Below are 18,561 nucleotides of genomic sequence, written 5' to 3' on the forward strand. Positions count from 1 at the left end.
TCGCATAGGCTGAGAGGGAATTTTAAAACCTTTAACATTATTATAATAGGTGTAGGTGTGTGGCGGATGCGGATAGAGGTTGCGATATATGGCGGATAATTATTAATTTTGCATTATCATGAACCAGCCACTTGCCGAGCGCCTGCGTCCGCGCTCATTAGATGATTATATAGGTCAGCTCCACCTCGTTGGCGAGGGAGGGGTGGTCCGCCGCATGATTGAATCGGGCAAAGTTTCGTCGTTTATTCTTTGGGGACCTCCCGGAGTGGGCAAGACTACGCTTGCGAGAATTATTGCCAACTCTGTCAATGTGCCTTTCTATACGCTGTCGGCCGTCAGTGCCGGTGTCAAGGAGGTGCGTGAGGTGATAGAGCGCTGTAAGGGCGATGCCATGAACATGTTTTCCGGCGGGCGTCCGATTCTGTTCATCGATGAAATCCACCGCTTCAGCAAGGCGCAGCAGGACAGTCTGCTGGGGGCTGTGGAGAGCGGGGTGGTGACTCTGATCGGGGCCACTACGGAAAATCCGTCGTTTGAGGTGATCAGGCCTCTTCTGTCACGCGCGCAGGTCTACACTCTGCGTCCGCTGGAGGAGGCGGATCTGCGTCATCTGCTTGACCGGGCTGTGGCGGGTGACAGTGCCCTGCAGCTCCACGGTGTGAGCATTGAGGAAACTACGGCTCTGTTCCGTTTTGCCGGAGGCGATGCCCGCAAGCTGCTCAATATAATAGATCTGCTCGAACAGTCGACTCCGCAGGGAGAGCCGGTGGTGATCAATGACAAGGTGGTGACTGAAAGGCTCCAGGAAAATCCGTCGGCCTATGACAAGAACGGAGAAATGCACTATGATATCATCTCGGCCTTTATCAAGAGTATCCGCGGTTCTGACCCGGATGCCGCTCTCTACTGGCTCGCCCGCATGATCAGAGGCGGGGAGGACCCGGAGTTCATAGCGCGCCGGCTGCTGATTCTTGCCGCAGAGGATATAAGCCTGGCCAATCCGAACGCGCTTCTGCTGGCCAATGCTACGTTTGAGGCTGTTCATAAGCTCGGTTTTCCCGAAGGGCAGATTCCGCTGGCCGAGTGTACGGTCTATCTGGCGCTGTCGGCCAAGAGTAATTCCACATATACAGGGCTTCACAATGCCATGAAACTCGTAGAGGAGACCGGAGATCTGCCGGTGCCGCTGCATCTGCGCAATGCGCCGACTTCTCTGATGAAGGATATGGGCTACGGACGCGACTACAAGTATGCCCATAACTATCCGGGCAACTTTGTGGTGCAGCAGTTCATGCCTGACGAGCTTGGCCACAGGCCTTTGTGGCAGCCTTGCGACAATCCGGCCGAGATGCGGTCAGCAGCTTTGCAGAATCAGCGCTGGCAACAGGGTGCCGGCGCTGATCAGGAAGTGAAGCAGTGACAGTGTGCTCCGTATCTGGTGTGTGTTTCTTTTCGCGGGTTCAGATAGCGGCTGAGTCATCGGTGGACCATCCGCCTCCGAGTACTTTATAGAGATTTATGAGCGCGAGATATTCATCGCGGATGGCGTTGCTTACGCCTATCTGTGCGTCGAAGTAGCGGCGCTGTGCGTCAAGCACGTCGATATAGTTGAGTGTGCCGCCGCGATATTGCAGATGTGCGAGCTGGACGTATTTGACCGCCGCGTCGCGGAGCTCGACTTTGAGTGTGCGGGCCTGCTGCACGTGGTGGTAGGTGGCCAGTGCGGTGTTGACTTCTGTGAATGCCTGGATTACGGCTTTTTCATAATCGTAGCGTGACTGGTCATAGACGGCTATGGCTGCCTGGTATTTGCGCTTTTTGCGCCCGAAGTCAAAAATGGAGCCGGTGATGGAGCCTACGGTGTAGGTGAATGGCGATTTGAAGAAGTCTGAGAGGCTTTCGTTTTCGAAGCCTGGTGTGAATCCGAGGCGCAGGCGCGGGAAGCGGTCGGCGTAGCTGACGCCGACATCGGCCATAGCCGCTTTCAGTCTTTGCTCTGCGGCGCGCAGGTCAGGACGGCGCTGAAGCAGTGTGGATGGCACTCCGGCAGGAAGTTTTTCGGGGAGAGAGACATTGAGTGCCAGGTCACCGCGCTCGGAGATCTCACGCGGATATTCTCCTAAAAGGAGTGTGAGCGCATTGCGGGCCACGGCTACCTGGCGTTCGAGGTTCGGGACGAGGGAGGCGGCTGTGGAGTATTCCACTTTGGCCTGCTGATAGACGGTTTCGGAGGTTAGACCGCCATCGAAACGTATTTTGGCCTGTTCGAGTGACTGTTTGCGGGTTGCCATTGTCTGGCGCACGATGGAGAGTTCGTTGTCAAGGGCTATGAGCCTGTAATAGGCCATAGCGACATCGGCAATGATGGTCATGCTCATTGCGCGGTAGTCTTCCACCGACGCTTTGAAGCGGGCGGCTCCGGCGCGTTTGGCCTGCGAGAGTGAGCCCCAGAGGTTGATTTCCCAGTTGACGGGCAGTTTCAGGTCATATTCGGGATCTTTGGTGGTGCCGGCTCCGTTGTAGTTGTTTGTTTCATAGCTTGCGCCGGCCATGCCTCCTATTTCGGGGTAGAAGTTGGCTTTGTCGATGCCGTAGAGCTGGCGCATCTGTTCGACGCGGGCTGCGGCTTTGAGCAGGTCGCGGTTGTTGTCAAGCGCGAGGCGCATCAGGCGGGTCAGGGTGGAGTCTGCATAGAATTCCCACCAGGTCAGATCGGCAATGGATGCGGTGTCTGATTCGAGGCCCGGCATGTAGGCCTCCGGCATGTCGACGTCGGCCGGTACGAGGTTTTTGGTCCCTGAGCAGCTTGCCAGGGCGAGGATGGAGAGTATTATAGGGATCAGTCGTTTCATTTTTTGAGGGAGCGTTTGCGGTTTGTGAATTTGTTGATGGCAACAAAGAAGAACGGAACGAAGACAATGCCGACTGTGATGGCCACAAGCATTCCGAAGAATACTCCGGTGCCGATGTCGCGTCTGGCAGCCGAGCCTGGGCCTGAGGCGAACAGGAGCGGGAGCAGGCCGAGCATGAAGGCGAGAGAGGTCATGACGATCGGGCGGAAGCGGAGACGGGCGGCTGTGAGGGCGGCGTGGACTGCATCGACGCCTTTGTCAACTTCCTCTTTAGCGAATTCGACGATGAGGATGGCGTTTTTGGCCACGAGGCCTACGAGCATCACCAGACCGATCTGGAAGTAGATGTTGTTTTCCAGCCCGCAGATCCAGATTCCCAGGTAGGCTCCCACTCCGGCTATCGGGAGGGAGAGGATGACGGCGAGCGGGACAGACCAGCTTTCATACTGGGCGGCCAGGAAGAGGAACACGAAGAGCAGGGCGAGTCCGAGCACAAGGCCTGTGTTGCCGCTTTCGTGGCGTTCCTGATATGAGAGGCCGCTCCATTCCACTCCGATGTTGTCAGGAAGCTTCTCTCTGACTATTTTTTCGAGAGCGTCCATAGCCTCTCCGGTGCTGTAGCCGTGGGCCGCTTCGCCTGAGATGGTGGCGGAGTTGAACATGTTGAAGCGCCCGATGGTGCCTGGGCCGGTGGTGAAGTGCGAGGTTCCGAGCGATGAAATGGGCACCATTGTATTGTCGGCGCTCTTCACGAAGAAGAGATTCATGTTGTCGCGGCGTGAGCGGTAGGGAGCCTCGGCCTGGATATAGACACGGTAGATGCGGTTAAACATGTTGAAGTCGTTGACATATATCGAGCCGGTGAAGGCTTTCATTGTGGAGAAAATGTCGCTGACGGGGATGCCCTGCATCTTGGCGCGGTCACGGTCTACGTCGAAATAGAGCTGCGGGATGTCGGCTTGCATTGATGTGGATAGGTCGGCAATGGCCGGAGACATGGCGGCGTAGTGGCGGAGGGTGTCGACGGCATGTTGCAGGTCGGTGTATGTGGCGTCGCCTCTGGCTTCAAGCACCATCTCGAAACCGCCTGAACTACCCAGACCGGGTATGATCGAGGGTGAGAAGATGTAGACTTTGCTTTCGGGATATTGCGAGAGGCGTTCGTGGATGCGGCTGCGGACTTCGGCTATGTCTGATGACGAGCGTTCGCCCCAGGGCTTAAGGATTACTGTGAGCTGCGAATGGGCCGGGTTGGTGCCTACACGTGGCGATGATCCGGTCACGTTGAGCACATACTGCACGTCGGGGTCTTGCATCAGATAGTCCATAGCTCTTTCAGTTACTTCGCGGCTGCGCTCTATGGTGGAGCCTTCTGGGAGTTCCAGCTCGACGGTGAAGTAGCCCTGGTCTTCCTGCGACATGAAGCTTCGGGGCATAAGTGCATTCATCATGTAGATGAACACGAGCGCGAGGCCGAAGGCGGCATACATGCGTTTGGGGTGGGAGAGCACACGGGTGATGGTGCGGCCATATGATTTGTTGCCACGGTTCAGCCAGATGTTTATAAGGCGGAATATCCTTGCCTTGCGTCGGCGGGTATCTGTGGGCTTGAGCAGTTTGGCGCACATCACGGGCGAAAGGGTGAGCGCCACGATGGTCGAGATGATCACCGAGACGGCGATCGTGATGGTGAACTGGCGGTAGAGCTGGCCTGTGATGCCGGGCAGGAAGCTGACGGGGACGAAGACGGCGCAGAGCACGAGCGACATGGCTATCAGTGCGCCTCCGAGGTTGCTCATGGCTTTGGCCGTGGCCTCATAGGGCGACAGGCGCTCGGTGTTCATGATGCGGTCAACGTTTTCAACTACTACAATCGCGTCGTCGACCACGATGCCGATGGCGAGGATCAGGCCCAGGAGGGTCAGCATGTTGAGCGAGAAGCCGAACATCAGCATCACTCCGAAGGTGCCGACAAGTGAGATCGGGACGGCAATGACCGGAATGAGTGTGGTGCGCCAGTTCTGCAGCGAGAGGAATACCACGAGGATCACCAGCACCAGCGCTTCGAAGAATGTGCGGTAGACATGATGGATGGATTCCTTTATATATGTGGTCATGTCAAACGGAATGTCGTAGCTGATGCCTTCCGGAAAGTTTTTGGATATGATTTCCATTTCTTTCTTTACGGCCTCGGCCACTTCCATTGCGTTGGAGCCGGGGAGCATGTTGATGTTGAGCACGGCGGCGTTTCCGCCGTTGATTCCGCTCTCGGTCGAGTAGCTTGAGGCTTCGAGCGAAACGCGGGCCACGTCTTTGAGTCTGATCAGCGAGCCGTTGGCTCCGGCGCGCAGAACGATGTCTTCAAATTCCGAGACCGACGAGAGGCGTCCGCGGGCTATGATAGGCATTGTGATGTCTATGTCGGTTGCCGGAGCTTGTCCAAGAGCGCCGGCGGCTGATTCGCGGTTCTGGTCTTTCAAGGCGTTCTGGATGTCCTTGACGGTTAGTCCGAGGTCGGCGAGCTTGTCAGGCGCTACCCAGATCTGCATGGCGTAGTAGCGGCTGCCCACGTTGCTGACACTACCTACTCCGGGTATTCGGCGCAGGGGGTCGAGGATGTTGAGGGTGGTGTAGTTGCTGAGGTAGATTTCGTCGAATTTAGGGTCGTCAGACTGGATGGTTATGGTCATCAGTCGGCTTGCGGTCTCTTTGGAGACGGAGATGCCGTTCTGGACCACTTCGGCCGGCAGGCGTGACTCGGCTTTCTTTACGCGGTTCTGTATGTCGACAGCGGCGAGTTCGGGGTCGGTGTCGATGTCAAATGTCACCAGGGCGGTGAAGCCTCCGGAATTGGAGCTTGACGATGACATGTAGATCATGCCCGGAGTTCCGTTGAGTTCCTGCTCGATAGGGGTTGCCACGGCCTGGGTCATAGTCTGGGCGTCGGCGCCGGGATAGGATGCTGTGATTTTCACCACCGGAGGGACTATCTGCGGGTATTGGTCGACAGGGAGCAGGGTGAGGCCGATGGCTCCCACGATGAAAATGACGATCGAGATTACGATCGAGAAGACCGGGTGGTCGAGGAAGAAATTCTTTTTCATCGGCTTACTCCTCCTTTCCTGCTGCTATGGTTTCTGATTTTTTGTCGGTTGTTTCGTTTTTGTCTTTTTCATCCGGCGGAACGGCCACGGGATTTACTTTGGTGTTGTGGGTGAGTTTGTGATAGCCTTCCACCACGATTTTCTCACCCTTGGCCAGGCCGCGTTCCACTATGGTGTTGTTGCCCACTTCCGGACCGGTCTCGATGAAGCGTTTCTCGGCTACACTGTCGGGGCGGACCACATATACATAAGCTCCGCCTTTCTCGATGATGAGGGCCTTGGAGGGGATTTCGATTGCTTCCTCACGCACGTCGAGAAGCACACGCACTTTGGTGAATTCGCCGGGCAGGAGGCTGTGGTCGGGGTTGGGCATCTCGGCGCGGACGGAGAAGGTGCCGGTCTTGGGGTCGACCTGTGGATCGGCGAAGTCAACGAGGCCTTTGTGGGGATATTCCGAACCGTCGGCAAGGGTGATGGTCACGAAAGAGTTCCATTTGCGGGTGGAGTCGGACACTCCGAGATTTACGTTGCGGTCTTTGCTGCGGAGATAGTCGAGCGCGGTCATTGAGAAGTCGACTCTTACTGTGTCGCTCTTTACCACTGTGGCCAGAAGCGATTTGCCTCCTGAAGGGCCGACCCAGGTGCCTATGTCGGCCACACGTTCGGAAATGTAGCCTGAGATGGGTGACGATACACGGGTGTAGCCCAGCGTCAGTTCGGCTTGGGTGAGGTCGGCTTCGCTGACGGTGACTTCGGCGTTGGCGCTTTCATAGGCGGCTGTGGCGTTGTCGAGATCGAGCTGTGAGGCGGCGTTCTGGGCGTAGAGCGGTTTGATTCGCTCATAGTCGCGTTTGGCCTTCTGGGCCTGTGCGCGGGCTTTGTTGAGCTGTGCGCGGGCTTTATTGGCATTGGCCCGGTAGAGACGCGGGTCGATTATGAACAGAGTCTGTCCTTTTTCTATATATGAGCCTTCTTTGAAGAGCATGCTTTCGAGGTAACCTTCCACACGGGCGTGGATCTCGACGAACTGCTGGGCGCGGATGCGGCCTACGTATTCGCCGTAGATATTTACGTTGCCGGTCTTGACGGTCTCAACTTCAACTATGGGTAGAGGTGACGCCTGATGCTTCGGGCGCATGATAAAGTAGAGTCCTGCGGCTACTATGAGGACTATCAGGGCTATGACAAGCCAGGCTTTCTTGCTGTGGGGGCTGTGTCTTTTGGCTGATTTGAATCCGGTGTTTACTTTCGAACCGATTGATTCGCCGATGTGATGGAGATTCATTTTACCTACTCTGTGTTGAATTAAAATTGCACTGGATGAAAACTAAAACAATATATTAACATTCGTGCCTTAAAAAAGTTCGAAGTGTTAAAAGGATGGAGCCCTTGTTTTTTTGTATCGGGCTGATGTTAGTAAAATTAGTCAATCTCCGGCAGACTGCAAACAGAGTGTTAATAAACGGCATGAATATGTTAATGGACGGCATCCGGCGCTGACCGGATAGCAGGCGGAGCGATTTGAAATTCTGTTAAGAGGTTGTTTAAAACCAGGAGTTAAAATCTGAGTGGAGTATGTTTTAGATAAATCGTTGCAAAAGAGGAAGGGGTATGGCAAGCTATACCCCTTAGGCTCAGAACCATATCTACCTCAAAACTTTCGCTCAGATTTTAACTATTGTTATGAAACACCCTCTTAAATCGGGCAGGGAGAGCCAAAAATGGAGTAATTACGGAAAAATTTCTATATTTTCATGCTCTTAATGTTTGGAGGATTGAAAAATTCACTATATTTGCGGGGTCTAAGTCTGTGAGCGCGCAGCATAGACATAACCAATCACGCCAACTTTCATTTAATCCCCCTCTTTTTTCAGTTATGAAGAAGCATAATTTCTCCGCAGGCCCCTCTATTCTGAGTGAATACACTATCAAGAATACTGCCGATGCGATTCTCAACTTTGCCAACACCGGTCTTTCACTCCTTGAAGTGTCACATCGCGGCAAGGAATTCGTCGCTGTGATGGATGAAGCCCAGCAGCTTGTCAAGGAGCTCCTTGATGTTCCTGAAGGCTATCATGTCCTTTATCTCGGCGGTGGTGCCAGCCTGCAGTTCTGTATGGCTCCGTATAACTTACTGCGCTCAAAGGCCGGCTATCTTGACACCGGCACATGGGCTGCCAATGCCATCAAAGAGGCCCGTCTTTTCGGCGAGGTAGAAGTGCTCGCTTCTTCAAAAGAGGCAAATTACACCTATTATCCCAAAGGCTATGAAGTGCCTGAGGATCTGGATTATTTCCATATCACCACAAACAATACCATCTATGGCACCGAACTGCGCACCGATCCTGATGTGAAAGTGCCTCTGATCGCCGATATGTCATCGGATATTTTCTCCCGTCCGGTAGACGTGTCCAAATATGATCTCATCTATGCAGGCGCGCAGAAAAACCTCGGCCCCGCCGGCGCTACTCTCGTGATTGTCAAGGAAGACGCTCTCGGCAAGGTAGACCGTCAGATCCCGACCATGCTTGACTATCGCACCCATATCAAGAAGGGGTCGATGTTCAACACTCCTCCGGTGCTTCCTGTCTTCTCTTCACTCCAGACTCTCCGCTACTACAAAGAGCTCGGCGGCGTGAAGGAAATGGAAAAACGCGACCTCGCAAAGGCTGCGATCCTTTATGATGCCATCGACTCAAGCAAGATGTTTGTAGGCACTGTGACTGATCCGGATTCGCGCTCGATCATGAACGTAACCTTCGTGATGACTCCCGAATACAAGGAACTCGAAAAAGATTTTGTTGACTTCTGTGCCGCCCGTGGCATTGTCGGCATCAAGGGCCACCGCTCAGTCGGCGGATTCCGCGCTTCGCTCTACAATGCTCTTCCCATCGAAAGCGTGCAGGCTCTCGTCGACGCTATGAAAGAATTTGAAAAGGCTCACTGATCCCCCCTGCTTCAGACTATGAAAGTTCTTATCGCAACTGAGAAGCCCTTTGCAGCAGTGGCTGTAGACGGCATGAGAAAAGTTATCGAAGAGGCCGGTGCGGAACTGGTGCTCCTTGAGAAATATACCTCCAAGCAAGAATTGCTTGACGCGGTGGCTACCGCTGAGGCTCTGATTATCCGCAGTGACAAAGTGGATGCCGAGGTGCTTGCAGCCGCTCCCGCGCTTAAAGTTGTGGTCCGTGCAGGTGCAGGGTATGACAATGTCGACCTTGAGGCGGCTACAGCCCGTGGAGTGTGTGTGCAGAACACCCCCGGCCAGAATTCAAATGCCGTGGCTGAACTCGTGTTCGGACTGGCCGTCATGATGAGCCGCAATATGTTCAACGGCACATCAGGCACTGAGCTTAAGGACAAAACTCTCGGTATCCAGGCATTCGGTCAGGTAGGACGCAATGTGGCCCGTATAGCCCGCGGATTCGAGATGAATGTCTCGGCTCTTGATCCGTATTGCCCTGACAATGTTATGGAAGATGCCGGAGTGACCCCAGTCCATTCGGTCGAGGAGCTCTATCGCCTGAATAAGGTAGTCTCGATCCATATTCCCGCTACTGCTGAGACCCGCAAGTCGATCGGCTATGATCTGATTGCGTCAATGCCTAAGGGTGGGCTTCTGATCAACACAGCCCGTAAGGAGGTGATTGACGAGGAAGGCCTTATCCGAGCCCTTGACGAACGCGCCGATCTCAAATATGCAGCCGACGTGGCTCCCGAACGCGCTGCCGAGATCAAGGAGCGCTTTGGCGACCGAGTGTTCTTCACTCCGAAAAAAATGGGAGCGCAGACCTCCGAAGCCAATATTAACGCCGGTATCGCGGCCGCCCGTCAGGTGATCAGTTTCCTGACCACCGGCGAAGAACGTTTCCGCGTGAATAAATAAGCCCCCGATAAATAAAAATTAGAAATTCCCTTGATGCAGTTTGTCATCCGGCCGACTGCATCAAGGGAATTTTTTTTACAGGTCCTCATTTTTTTAGATTGGCTCTTGAACTTTTTTTAAGCTGAGCCGGATTCGCCGTGAGGCATGGCGGACATGACGGGGAGTGACGTTTTGCCCTTATTATATATAAAATAGGTGTAAAACCGCTTGTAGAAGACTGAAATGGCTGAAGTGTTAAAATTCTGTTAAAATACTGTGAAAAATTTGGAGGGAATTGGGGAAATGTCTACCTTTGCACTCGCTTTTGAGAAGCAAGGCCTGCAGCGGCAGACTGATAGAAGATATAACGCTGGGAATGGTAGATCGGTTCGCCGGTCAAATCTTAAGAAAGGTTAAAATCTTCAGAAAAATTTGCGAGATTCAAATAAAGGTTGTACCTTTGCAAAGTTTTCCACTGACCGCCACGGCGATCGAGAAAGCAACGAGAGAACATTGAAATATTTGCAACATAACGAAGTAGTACAAGAGTCAAATCTTCTACACGATAGAAGAAGCGATCTCTGTTAATTTCCAAGATCCGGCGTTTAGACCGATAGTCAGTCAAGGACAGCGGGGAGCGATCCCTGCGATCTCTGAGGTTTCTGTGAAAGCAAAAAGAAATAACAGAACAAACGGTCTGTATTTTAGCTTTGCTTTTTTTTAATAAAGAAGAAAAGAAAAATATATAGACAACAACGAAGAGTTTGATCCTGGCTCAGGATGAACGCTAGCGACAGGCTTAACACATGCAAGTCGAGGGGCAGCGGGGAGGTAGCAATACTTCCGCCGGCGACCGGCGCACGGGTGAGTAACACGTATGGAACCTGCCCGTAGCAGGGGGATAAGCGGAAGAAATTCCGTCTAATACCGCGTAATAACTCCGAGAGGCATCTCTTGGGGTTAAAGGGTGACACCGGCTACGGATGGCCATGCGGCGCATTAGCTAGTTGGCGGGGTAACGGCCCACCAAGGCGACGATGCGTAGGGGTTCTGAGAGGAAGGTCCCCCACACTGGTACTGAGACACGGACCAGACTCCTACGGGAGGCAGCAGTGAGGAATATTGGTCAATGGGCGCGAGCCTGAACCAGCCAAGTCGCGTGAGGGAAGACGGTCCTATGGATTGTAAACCTCTTTTGTCGGGGAGCAAAAGACGCCACGCGTGGCGTTCCGAGAGTACCCGAAGAAAAAGCATCGGCTAACTCCGTGCCAGCAGCCGCGGTAATACGGAGGATGCGAGCGTTATCCGGATTTATTGGGTTTAAAGGGTGCGCAGGCGGAAGATCAAGTCAGCGGTAAAATTGAGAGGCTCAACCTCTTCGAGCCGTTGAAACTGGTTTTCTTGAGTGAGCGAGAAGTATGCGGAATGCGTGGTGTAGCGGTGAAATGCATAGATATCACGCAGAACTCCGATTGCGAAGGCAGCATACCGGCGCTCAACTGACGCTCATGCACGAAAGTGTGGGTATCGAACAGGATTAGATACCCTGGTAGTCCACACAGTAAACGATGAATACTAATTGTTCGGGGAGAATGATCCCTGAGTGATACAGCGAAAGCGTTAAGTATTCCACCTGGGGAGTACGCCGGCAACGGTGAAACTCAAAGGAATTGACGGGGGCCCGCACAAGCGGAGGAACATGTGGTTTAATTCGATGATACGCGAGGAACCTTACCCGGGCTCAAACGACACAGGAATACTTTTGAAAGGAGGTAGCTCTACGGAGCCTGTGTCGAGGTGCTGCATGGTTGTCGTCAGCTCGTGCCGTGAGGTGTCGGCTTAAGTGCCATAACGAGCGCAACCCCCATCGCCAGTTACCAGCAAGTCAAGTTGGGGACTCTGGCGAGACTGCCGGCGCAAGCTGTGAGGAAGGCGGGGATGACGTCAAATCAGCACGGCCCTTACGTCCGGGGCGACACACGTGTTACAATGGCAGGTACAGAGAGAAGCAATGCGGCGACGCAAAGCGGAACTTGAAAGCCTGTCTCAGTTCGGATTGGAGTCTGCAACTCGACTCCATGAAGCTGGATTCGCTAGTAATCGCGCATCAGCCATGGCGCGGTGAATACGTTCCCGGGCCTTGTACACACCGCCCGTCAAGCCATGGAAGCCGGGAGTGCCTGAAGTGTGCAACCGCAAGGAGCGCCCTAAGGTAAAACTGGTGACTGGGGCTAAGTCGTAACAAGGTAGCCGTACCGGAAGGTGCGGCTGGAACACCTCCTTTCTGGAGCGGAAATCTCAACGACAACGACACAACGGTCAGACGGACCGAAGGAAACGCCGGAGAGCGGAGCAATCCGCCTCTTGATACTGCTTCACAGTTGCAACTATATATTAATCCCCACACAAGCGGATTCCCAGCAGTCCTTCCTTAAGGGATTAAGCACAGTCCCTTAGCTCAGTTGGTTAGAGCGCTACACTGATAATGTAGAGGTCGGCAGTTCAACTCTGCCAGGGACTACTCAAAAAAGAGGACATTGACATATTGGAAGCGAAGAAGATACAATCTTCAAGCAAACACAACGAGTAAATCAAATCAAGCGAAACACGAGGTAAACAAACTTCGCGTTTCTGAAATCAGACAAAAGACTGAACAATTTCAGAGAGCGAGCCGCGTGATGTTCGAACCGATTGAAAACTAAGGTCATAAAGAAAGGAGAGAAGGGCACATGAAGGATGCCTGGGCTCTCGGAGGCGATGAAGGACGTGATAAGCTGCGATAAGCTGCGGGAAGGAGCAAATATCCCTTGATCCGCAGATTTCCGAATGGGGCAACCCACTGCCCGAACAGGCAGTATCTTCCGAATGGAAGAGGCGAACTTGGGGAACTGAAACATCTCAGTACCCAAAGGAAAAGAAAATAACCCAATGATTGCGCCAGTAGTGGCGAGCGAACGCGCAAGAGCCCAAACCGGCGGTGTTCAGGCACTGACCGGGGTTGTAGGACCGTCAGCAAATGGACAGTTTGAAGTTAGCCGAAGCCTCTGGAAAGGGGCGCCGCAGCGGGTGACAGCCCCGTAGGCGAAAACAGACGACTGACAGAGACGGCACCTGAGTAAGCCGGGACACGAGAAATCCTGGCCGAATCCGCGGGGACCATCCCGTAAGGCTAAATACTACCGAGAGACCGATAGCGAACCAGTACCGTGAGGGAAAGGTGAAAAGAACCTCGAACAGAGGAGTGAAACAGACCCTGAAATCATGTGCCTACAAGCGGTCGGAGCTGCTCAGTGCAGTGACGGCGTGCCTTTTGCATAATGAACCTACGAGTTACCGTCGTTGGCGAGGCTAAGTCCACGGATGGACGGAGCCGAAGCGAAAGCGAGTCAGAATATGGCGCGATATAGTCAGCGGCGGTAGACGCGAAACCAAGTGATCTACCCTTGGGCAGGTTGAAGGTGGGGTAACACCCACTGGAGGACCGAACCGGTAAGCGTTGAAAAGCTTTCGGATGACCTGAGGGTAGGAGTGAAAGGCCAATCAAACTTGGAGATAGCTCGTACTCCCCGAAATGCATTTAGGTGCAGCCTCGGGCGCAGTACCGTGGAGGTAGAGCGACTGATAGGATGCGAGGGCTTCACCGCCTATCAAGTCCTGACAAACTCCGAATGCCACGGCACGATCCCCGGGAGTGAGGGCGCGGGTGCTAAGGTCCGCGTCCGAGAGAGGAACAACTCAGACCACCGTCTAAGGCCCCCAAATCCGGGCTAAGTTGAAGACAATAACGAGGTGGGATTGCAAGGACAGCTAGGATGTTGGCTTGGAAGCAGCCATTCATTTAAAGAGTGCGTAACAGCTCACTAGTCGAGTGATCCCGCATGGATAATAATCGGGCATAAGTCCGGTGCCGAAGACGTGGAATTGACGGTTCATCCGTTGATTGGTAGGGGAGCATTCCGGTAGCCGCAGAAGGTCAGGCGCGAGCCTGGCTGGAGGTCCCGGAAAAGCAAATGTAGGTATAAGTAACGACAAAGGGGGCGAGAAACCCCCTCGCCGCAAGACCAAGGGTTTCTGATCAACGCTAATCGGATCAGAGTCAGTCGGGACCTAAGGCACAGCCGCAAGGCGCAGCCGATGGAAGAAACGGTCAACATTCCGTTACTCCCTTCAGGAGTGACGTGGAGACGGAGAAGTGACACTCCCGCGTGCTGACGGAATAGCACGTTAAACCGCGTAGGTATATCTGAGGCAGGCAAATCCGCCTCAGATGCTGAAACGAGACAGTACGGAGAGCCCCCGTGGCAATCCGACAGCGGAGGTAACCAGGCTCCCAAGAAAATCCGCTAAACTTAATCCTGAAGGGACCCGTACCCCAAACCGACACAGGTGGTCGGGTAGAACATACCAAGGCGCTCGAGAGATTCACGGTTAAGGAACTAGGCAAATTGACCCCGTAACTTCGGGATAAGGGGTCCCCTCCTTCACGGGAGGGGCGCAGAGAATAGGTCCAGGCAACTGTTTAACAAAAACACAGGGCTGTGCAAAATTGAAAGATGAAGAATACAGCCTGACACCTGCCCGGTGCCGGAAGGTTAAGAGGAGATGTCATCGCAAGAGAAGCATTGAATTGAAGCCCCGGTAAACGGCGGCCGTAACTATAACGGTCCTAAGGTAGCGAAATTCCTTGTCGGGTAAGTTCCGACCTGCACGAATGGTGTAATGATCCGGACACTGTCTCAACCGTGAGCTCGGTGAAATTGTAGTATCGGTGAAGATGCCGATTACCCGCAACGGGACGAAAAGACCCCGTGAACCTTTACTGCAGCTTAGCACTGTGACCGGGTGTGCGATGTGTAGGATAGTCAGGAGACAGAGAATCGGTGACGCCAGTCATCGTGGAGTCGACGTTGAAATACTGACCTTTGCACATCTGGTTTCTAACGCGCATCGGCGCGGACACTGCTTGGTGGGTAGTTTGACTGGGGTGGTCGCCTCCAAAAGCGTAACGGAGGCTTCTAAAGGTGCGCTCAGGCCGATTGGTAACCGGCCGCAGAGTGTAATGGCACAAGCGCGCTTGACTGAGAGACAGACAAGTCGAACAGGTAGGAAACTAGAGCATAGTGATCCGGTGGTTCCGCATGGAAGGGCCATCGCTCAAAGGATAAAAGGTACTCCGGGGATAACAGGCTGATCCCTCCCAAGAGCTCATATCGACGGAGTGGTTTGGCACCTCGATGTCGGCTCGTCACATCCCGGGGCTGGAGAAGGTCCCAAGGGTTAGGCTGTTCGCCTATTAAAGTGGCACGCGAGCTGGGTTCAGAACGTCGTGAGACAGTTCGGTCTCTATCTGTTGTGGGCGCAGGAGATTTGCGAGGCCCCGACACTAGTACGAGAGGACCGTGTTGGACCGACCTCCGGTTTACCGGTTGTTCCGCCAGGAGCACCGCCGGGTAGCCGCGTCGGGTAAGGATAAGTGCTGAAAGCATCTAAGCACGAAGCCCCCCTCAAGATAAGATCTCCACATAAGGGCCGTTTAAGACGAAGACGTAGATAGGTCGCAGGTGCAGGTGCGGTAACGTACACAGCCGAGCGATACTAATCGCCCAAACCCTTTCTTGGGAGCAATCCCAAACAAACAAAAACAATTTCAGCCGGCAGAACATCAAAGCAACGGCAAACGATAACAAAGCCTCTGGTTCAGTTCAGAGCGTCTGAAATACAAACTCGCGAGATAGCTGAAGAACATCAGCTTCGCTTCCAGTCACCTCTTTTTTAGCGATACTAAGGTGGCCATAGCGTGAGGGCTCCACCTCTTCCCATTCCGAACAGAGAAGTTAAACCTCACCACGTCGATGATACTACGAAAGTGGGAAAGTAGATAACCGCCCCCTCTAAACCGCGGACCGGATCCTGTCACAGCGACAGCTTCCGGCCCGCTTTTTTTATATACCCCCGAAACCACTCTTCCGCAATCGCCATCCGCAATCACTGTCAGCCGTCACCGTCAGCAATCAGACCCTCCCGTCACCGCCACGGCCCCAGGCTGCCACATCGGCAATCTGCCACGCGCTTTTCGCGCAGTCTGCGGGTGTCTGAGATTTCGGTTTTTGTGGGCTTTTTGGTGGTCCGGACATATTCCGGAGGCTCTGGAGAGGCTATAGTAGTGAAGTATAGCGGGTTTTTGTTTGCTGTTACACAAATTTGTTGTACTTTTGCATGAGAATGGCTTAGTGTGTCCATTCTTTTCCAATACATTAAAGCAAAGTAACTATACACAATCTATACGGATGGAACTTACTGCGTCACAACTTGCCACGCTGGTCAACGGAACTGTCGACGGTGATGAAAATGTGAAAGTGAGCACTTTTGCAAGAATTGAAGAGGGGCATCCCGGTGCGCTCTCTTTTCTGGCAAATCCCAAATATACTCATTTCGTTTATTCTACTGATTCATCGGTTGTGCTTGTCAGGAAAGACTTCGTGGCAGAGCATCCGGTGAAGGCTACCCTCATACGTGTTGAAGATCCTTATGCCACTGTGGCCCGTCTGCTTGAGATGGTGACAGAGATGTCAAAGGTGGAGAAGGTCGGTGTCGAGTCTCCGGTGTTCATTGCCGAGGGTGTCGAAGTGCCGGCTGACGCTTATGTCGGTGCTTTTGCTTACATAGGCAGTGGAGTCAAGCTCGGAGCCGGGGTCAAGATATATCCGCAGGCTTATGTCGGCGACGGCTGTGAGATCGGCGACGGCTCTGTGCTTTATGCCGGAGCCAAGGTCTATCACGGCTGCCGGATAGGCAAGAACTGTATAATCCATGCCGGTGCGGTGATCGGTGCTGACGGTTTCGGCTTCGCCCCTGTGGAAGGCGGATATGAAAAGATTCCCCAGACAGGTAATGTGGAGATCGAGGATGACGTGGAGATCGGCGCCAATACTACGATAGACCGTGCGATGATGGGAGCAACCCGGATCGGACGCGGTGTCAAGCTCGACAATCTTATCCAGATCGCTCACAATTGCGCGGTAGGTCCTCATACTGTCATGGCGGCTCAGGTGGGCATAGCAGGTTCGGCGAAAGTCGGCGCGCAGTGCATGATCGGCGGCCAGGTGGGGCTGGTGGGCCACATCTCGATTGCCGACGGAACGCAGATAGGTGCGCAGAGCGGTGTCAACCGTGCCACCAAGCCCGGCGACCGCATCATGGGCGCTCCGGCCGTAGAGATGGGTGAATATGCCCGCAGTCTTGTGTATGTCAAGAAGCTCGGTTCGCTTTACGAGCGTGTCAAAGAGCTTGAAAAGCAAATCAAAGAAGTAAAAAACTAAAAAAATATATGAATCAGATTACGTTGAAAGGTGAGTTCACACTCACCGGCAAAGGTCTGCATACAGGGCTTGAGATCACAGCCCGTTTCCTTCCGGCGCCTGAAAATCACGGCTATAAGTTCAAGCGCGTCGATCTTGAGGGCGAGCCGGTGATTGACGCTCTTGCAGAAAATGTAGTTGCCACAAACCGCGGCACAGTTATCGCCAAAGGCGAAGCTCGTGTGTCGACCATCGAACATGCGATGGCTGCGCTCTATGCCGCCGGAGTGGACAACGTGCTTATTGAGGTCAATGCTCCTGAACTCCCGATTCTCGACGGCAGCGCGCGTTTTTATTGCGAGGAGATAGCCCGTGTGGGCCTCGCCGAGCAGAATGCCGACAAGGATTTCTACTACATCAAGTCGAAGCTCGAAGTCCGTGACGACACAACCGGATCATCGATTCTTGTGCTCCCCGACGATGAATTTTCGGTTGACGTGAAGATTGACTTTGACTCCGTTGTGCTGAACAACCAGTTCGCATCTTTGGAGCATGTAGAGAACTTCCCTGAAGAAATCGCCGCAAGCCGCACATTTGTGTTCGTGCGCGAGATCGAGCCTCTTGTCAAGGGCAATCTCATCAAGGGCGGTGACCTTGACAACGCGATTGTCATCTACGACAGCCCGATGGAACAGGCCGAGCTCGACCGTCTGGCCGATCTCATGAACGTGCCCCACAAGGATGTCAGCATGTTCGGCTACATCAACAATATACCTCTGACTTCCGAAAACGAACCCGCGCGCCACAAGCTGCTTGACCTTATCGGAGATCTCGCGCTCATCGGCCGTCCGCTGAAGGGCCGTGTGATTGCCACCCGTCCCGGTCATTCGATCAACACCACCTTCGCCAAGCGCATCCGCCGCGAGATCAAACACCAGGAAGTGCAGGCTCCGGTCTACAATCCGGACAAGGAACCGCTGATGGACAACAATCGTATCCGTGAGCTCATACCCCACCGCTATCCCTTCCTCCTGGTCGACAAGATCATAGAGAAAGGCACCAACTATATTGTCGGTGTCAAGAACATCACAGCCAACGAGCCGTTCTTCCAGGGTCACTTCCCGCAGGAACCCGTGCTTCCCGGAGTGCTTCAGGTCGAGGCTATGGCGCAGACCGGCGGCATCCTGGTGCTCAGCGGTCTCGACGAGCCCGAACGCTATTCGACATACTTCATGAAGATCGACAATGTGAAGTTTCGCCAGAAAGTAGTTCCAGGCGACACTCTGGTCTTCCATGTGTCGTTCATGACCGAACTGCGTCGCGGTTGCGCCATGATGAAGGGCTATGCCTTTGTCGGCGAGAAGATAGTCACCGAATGCGAGTTCATGGCTCAGATCATCAAGAATAAATAACAAGAAGTTTAAGTAAACACAGAGTTTCTC

At 53.7% G+C, this 18,561-nt stretch carries 8 protein-coding genes, 1 tRNA gene and 3 rRNA genes; 9 read left to right on the forward strand and 3 right to left on the reverse strand.

All coding sequences use genetic code 11. The features are described 5' to 3' along the window. Window positions 1-118: 118 nt before the first annotated feature. Entirely contained in the window at window positions 119-1,420 is a 1,302-nt protein-coding gene (locus E7745_RS04515) for a replication-associated recombination protein A (protein ID WP_123398159.1), read from the forward strand. 40 nt (window positions 1,421-1,460) lie between these two features. Here E7745_RS04515 and E7745_RS04520 read toward each other — a convergent pair whose 3' ends face one another. Genes E7745_RS04520 through E7745_RS04530 form a run of 3 tightly spaced genes read right to left on the reverse strand, consistent with a single transcriptional unit; the run spans window position 1,461 to window position 7,241 of the window. After that, a complete protein-coding gene (locus E7745_RS04520) occupies window positions 1,461-2,852 on the reverse strand; it encodes a TolC family protein (protein WP_136408394.1) in 1,392 nt (463 codons plus the stop codon). Continuing rightward, entirely contained in the window at window positions 2,849-5,956 is a 3,108-nt protein-coding gene (locus tag E7745_RS04525; RefSeq protein ID WP_136408395.1) for an efflux RND transporter permease subunit, read from the reverse strand. The genes E7745_RS04520 and E7745_RS04525 overlap by 4 nt, the downstream gene beginning before the upstream one ends. A 4-nt stretch (window positions 5,957-5,960) precedes the next feature. Then, window positions 5,961-7,241, reverse strand: coding sequence for an efflux RND transporter periplasmic adaptor subunit (locus tag E7745_RS04530; RefSeq protein WP_123398161.1), 1,281 nt, complete (start codon window positions 7,239-7,241; stop codon window positions 5,961-5,963). Between the two features lie 591 nt (window positions 7,242-7,832). On the opposite strand from E7745_RS04530, the gene serC reads away from it, so the two are divergent. From serC to E7745_RS04570, 8 genes are all read left to right on the forward strand, one after another. Beyond that, entirely contained in the window at window positions 7,833-8,903 is a 1,071-nt protein-coding gene (gene serC / locus E7745_RS04535; RefSeq protein ID WP_136408396.1) for a 3-phosphoserine/phosphohydroxythreonine transaminase, read from the forward strand. 18 nt (window positions 8,904-8,921) lie between these two features. Next, complete coding sequence (locus E7745_RS04540) at window positions 8,922-9,842, forward strand: NAD(P)-dependent oxidoreductase (RefSeq protein ID WP_136408397.1); 921 nt, start codon at window positions 8,922-8,924, stop codon at window positions 9,840-9,842. 731 nt (window positions 9,843-10,573) lie between these two features. Beyond that, a 16S ribosomal RNA gene (locus E7745_RS04545) occupies window positions 10,574-12,105 on the forward strand. Window positions 12,106-12,268: 163 nt separating this feature from the next. Continuing rightward, window positions 12,269-12,342 (forward strand) — tRNA-Ile (locus E7745_RS04550). 188 nt (window positions 12,343-12,530) lie between these two features. Beyond that, window positions 12,531-15,440: ribosomal RNA gene (locus tag E7745_RS04555) — 23S ribosomal RNA — on the forward strand. Window positions 15,441-15,603: 163 nt separating this feature from the next. After that, a 5S ribosomal RNA gene (gene rrf, locus E7745_RS04560) occupies window positions 15,604-15,712 on the forward strand. The 16S, 23S and 5S rRNA genes sit together here with 1 tRNA gene alongside, the layout of an rRNA operon. Before the next feature lie 396 nt (window positions 15,713-16,108). Beyond that, window positions 16,109-17,140: a UDP-3-O-(3-hydroxymyristoyl)glucosamine N-acyltransferase gene (gene lpxD, locus E7745_RS04565; RefSeq protein ID WP_107033165.1), complete on the forward strand. Its 1,032-nt coding sequence runs from the start codon at window positions 16,109-16,111 to the stop codon at window positions 17,138-17,140. Window positions 17,141-17,148: 8 nt separating this feature from the next. Then, window positions 17,149-18,531 carry a bifunctional UDP-3-O-[3-hydroxymyristoyl] N-acetylglucosamine deacetylase/3-hydroxyacyl-ACP dehydratase gene (locus tag E7745_RS04570; protein WP_107033166.1) on the forward strand — a complete coding sequence of 461 codons (1,383 nt, stop codon included), beginning with the start codon at window positions 17,149-17,151 and terminating at the stop codon, window positions 18,529-18,531. The last annotated feature ends 30 nt before the right edge of the window (window positions 18,532-18,561 follow it).

It is taken from the genome of Duncaniella sp. C9, assembly GCF_004803935.1.
Lineage (GTDB): Bacteria > Bacteroidota > Bacteroidia > Bacteroidales > Muribaculaceae > Duncaniella > Duncaniella muris.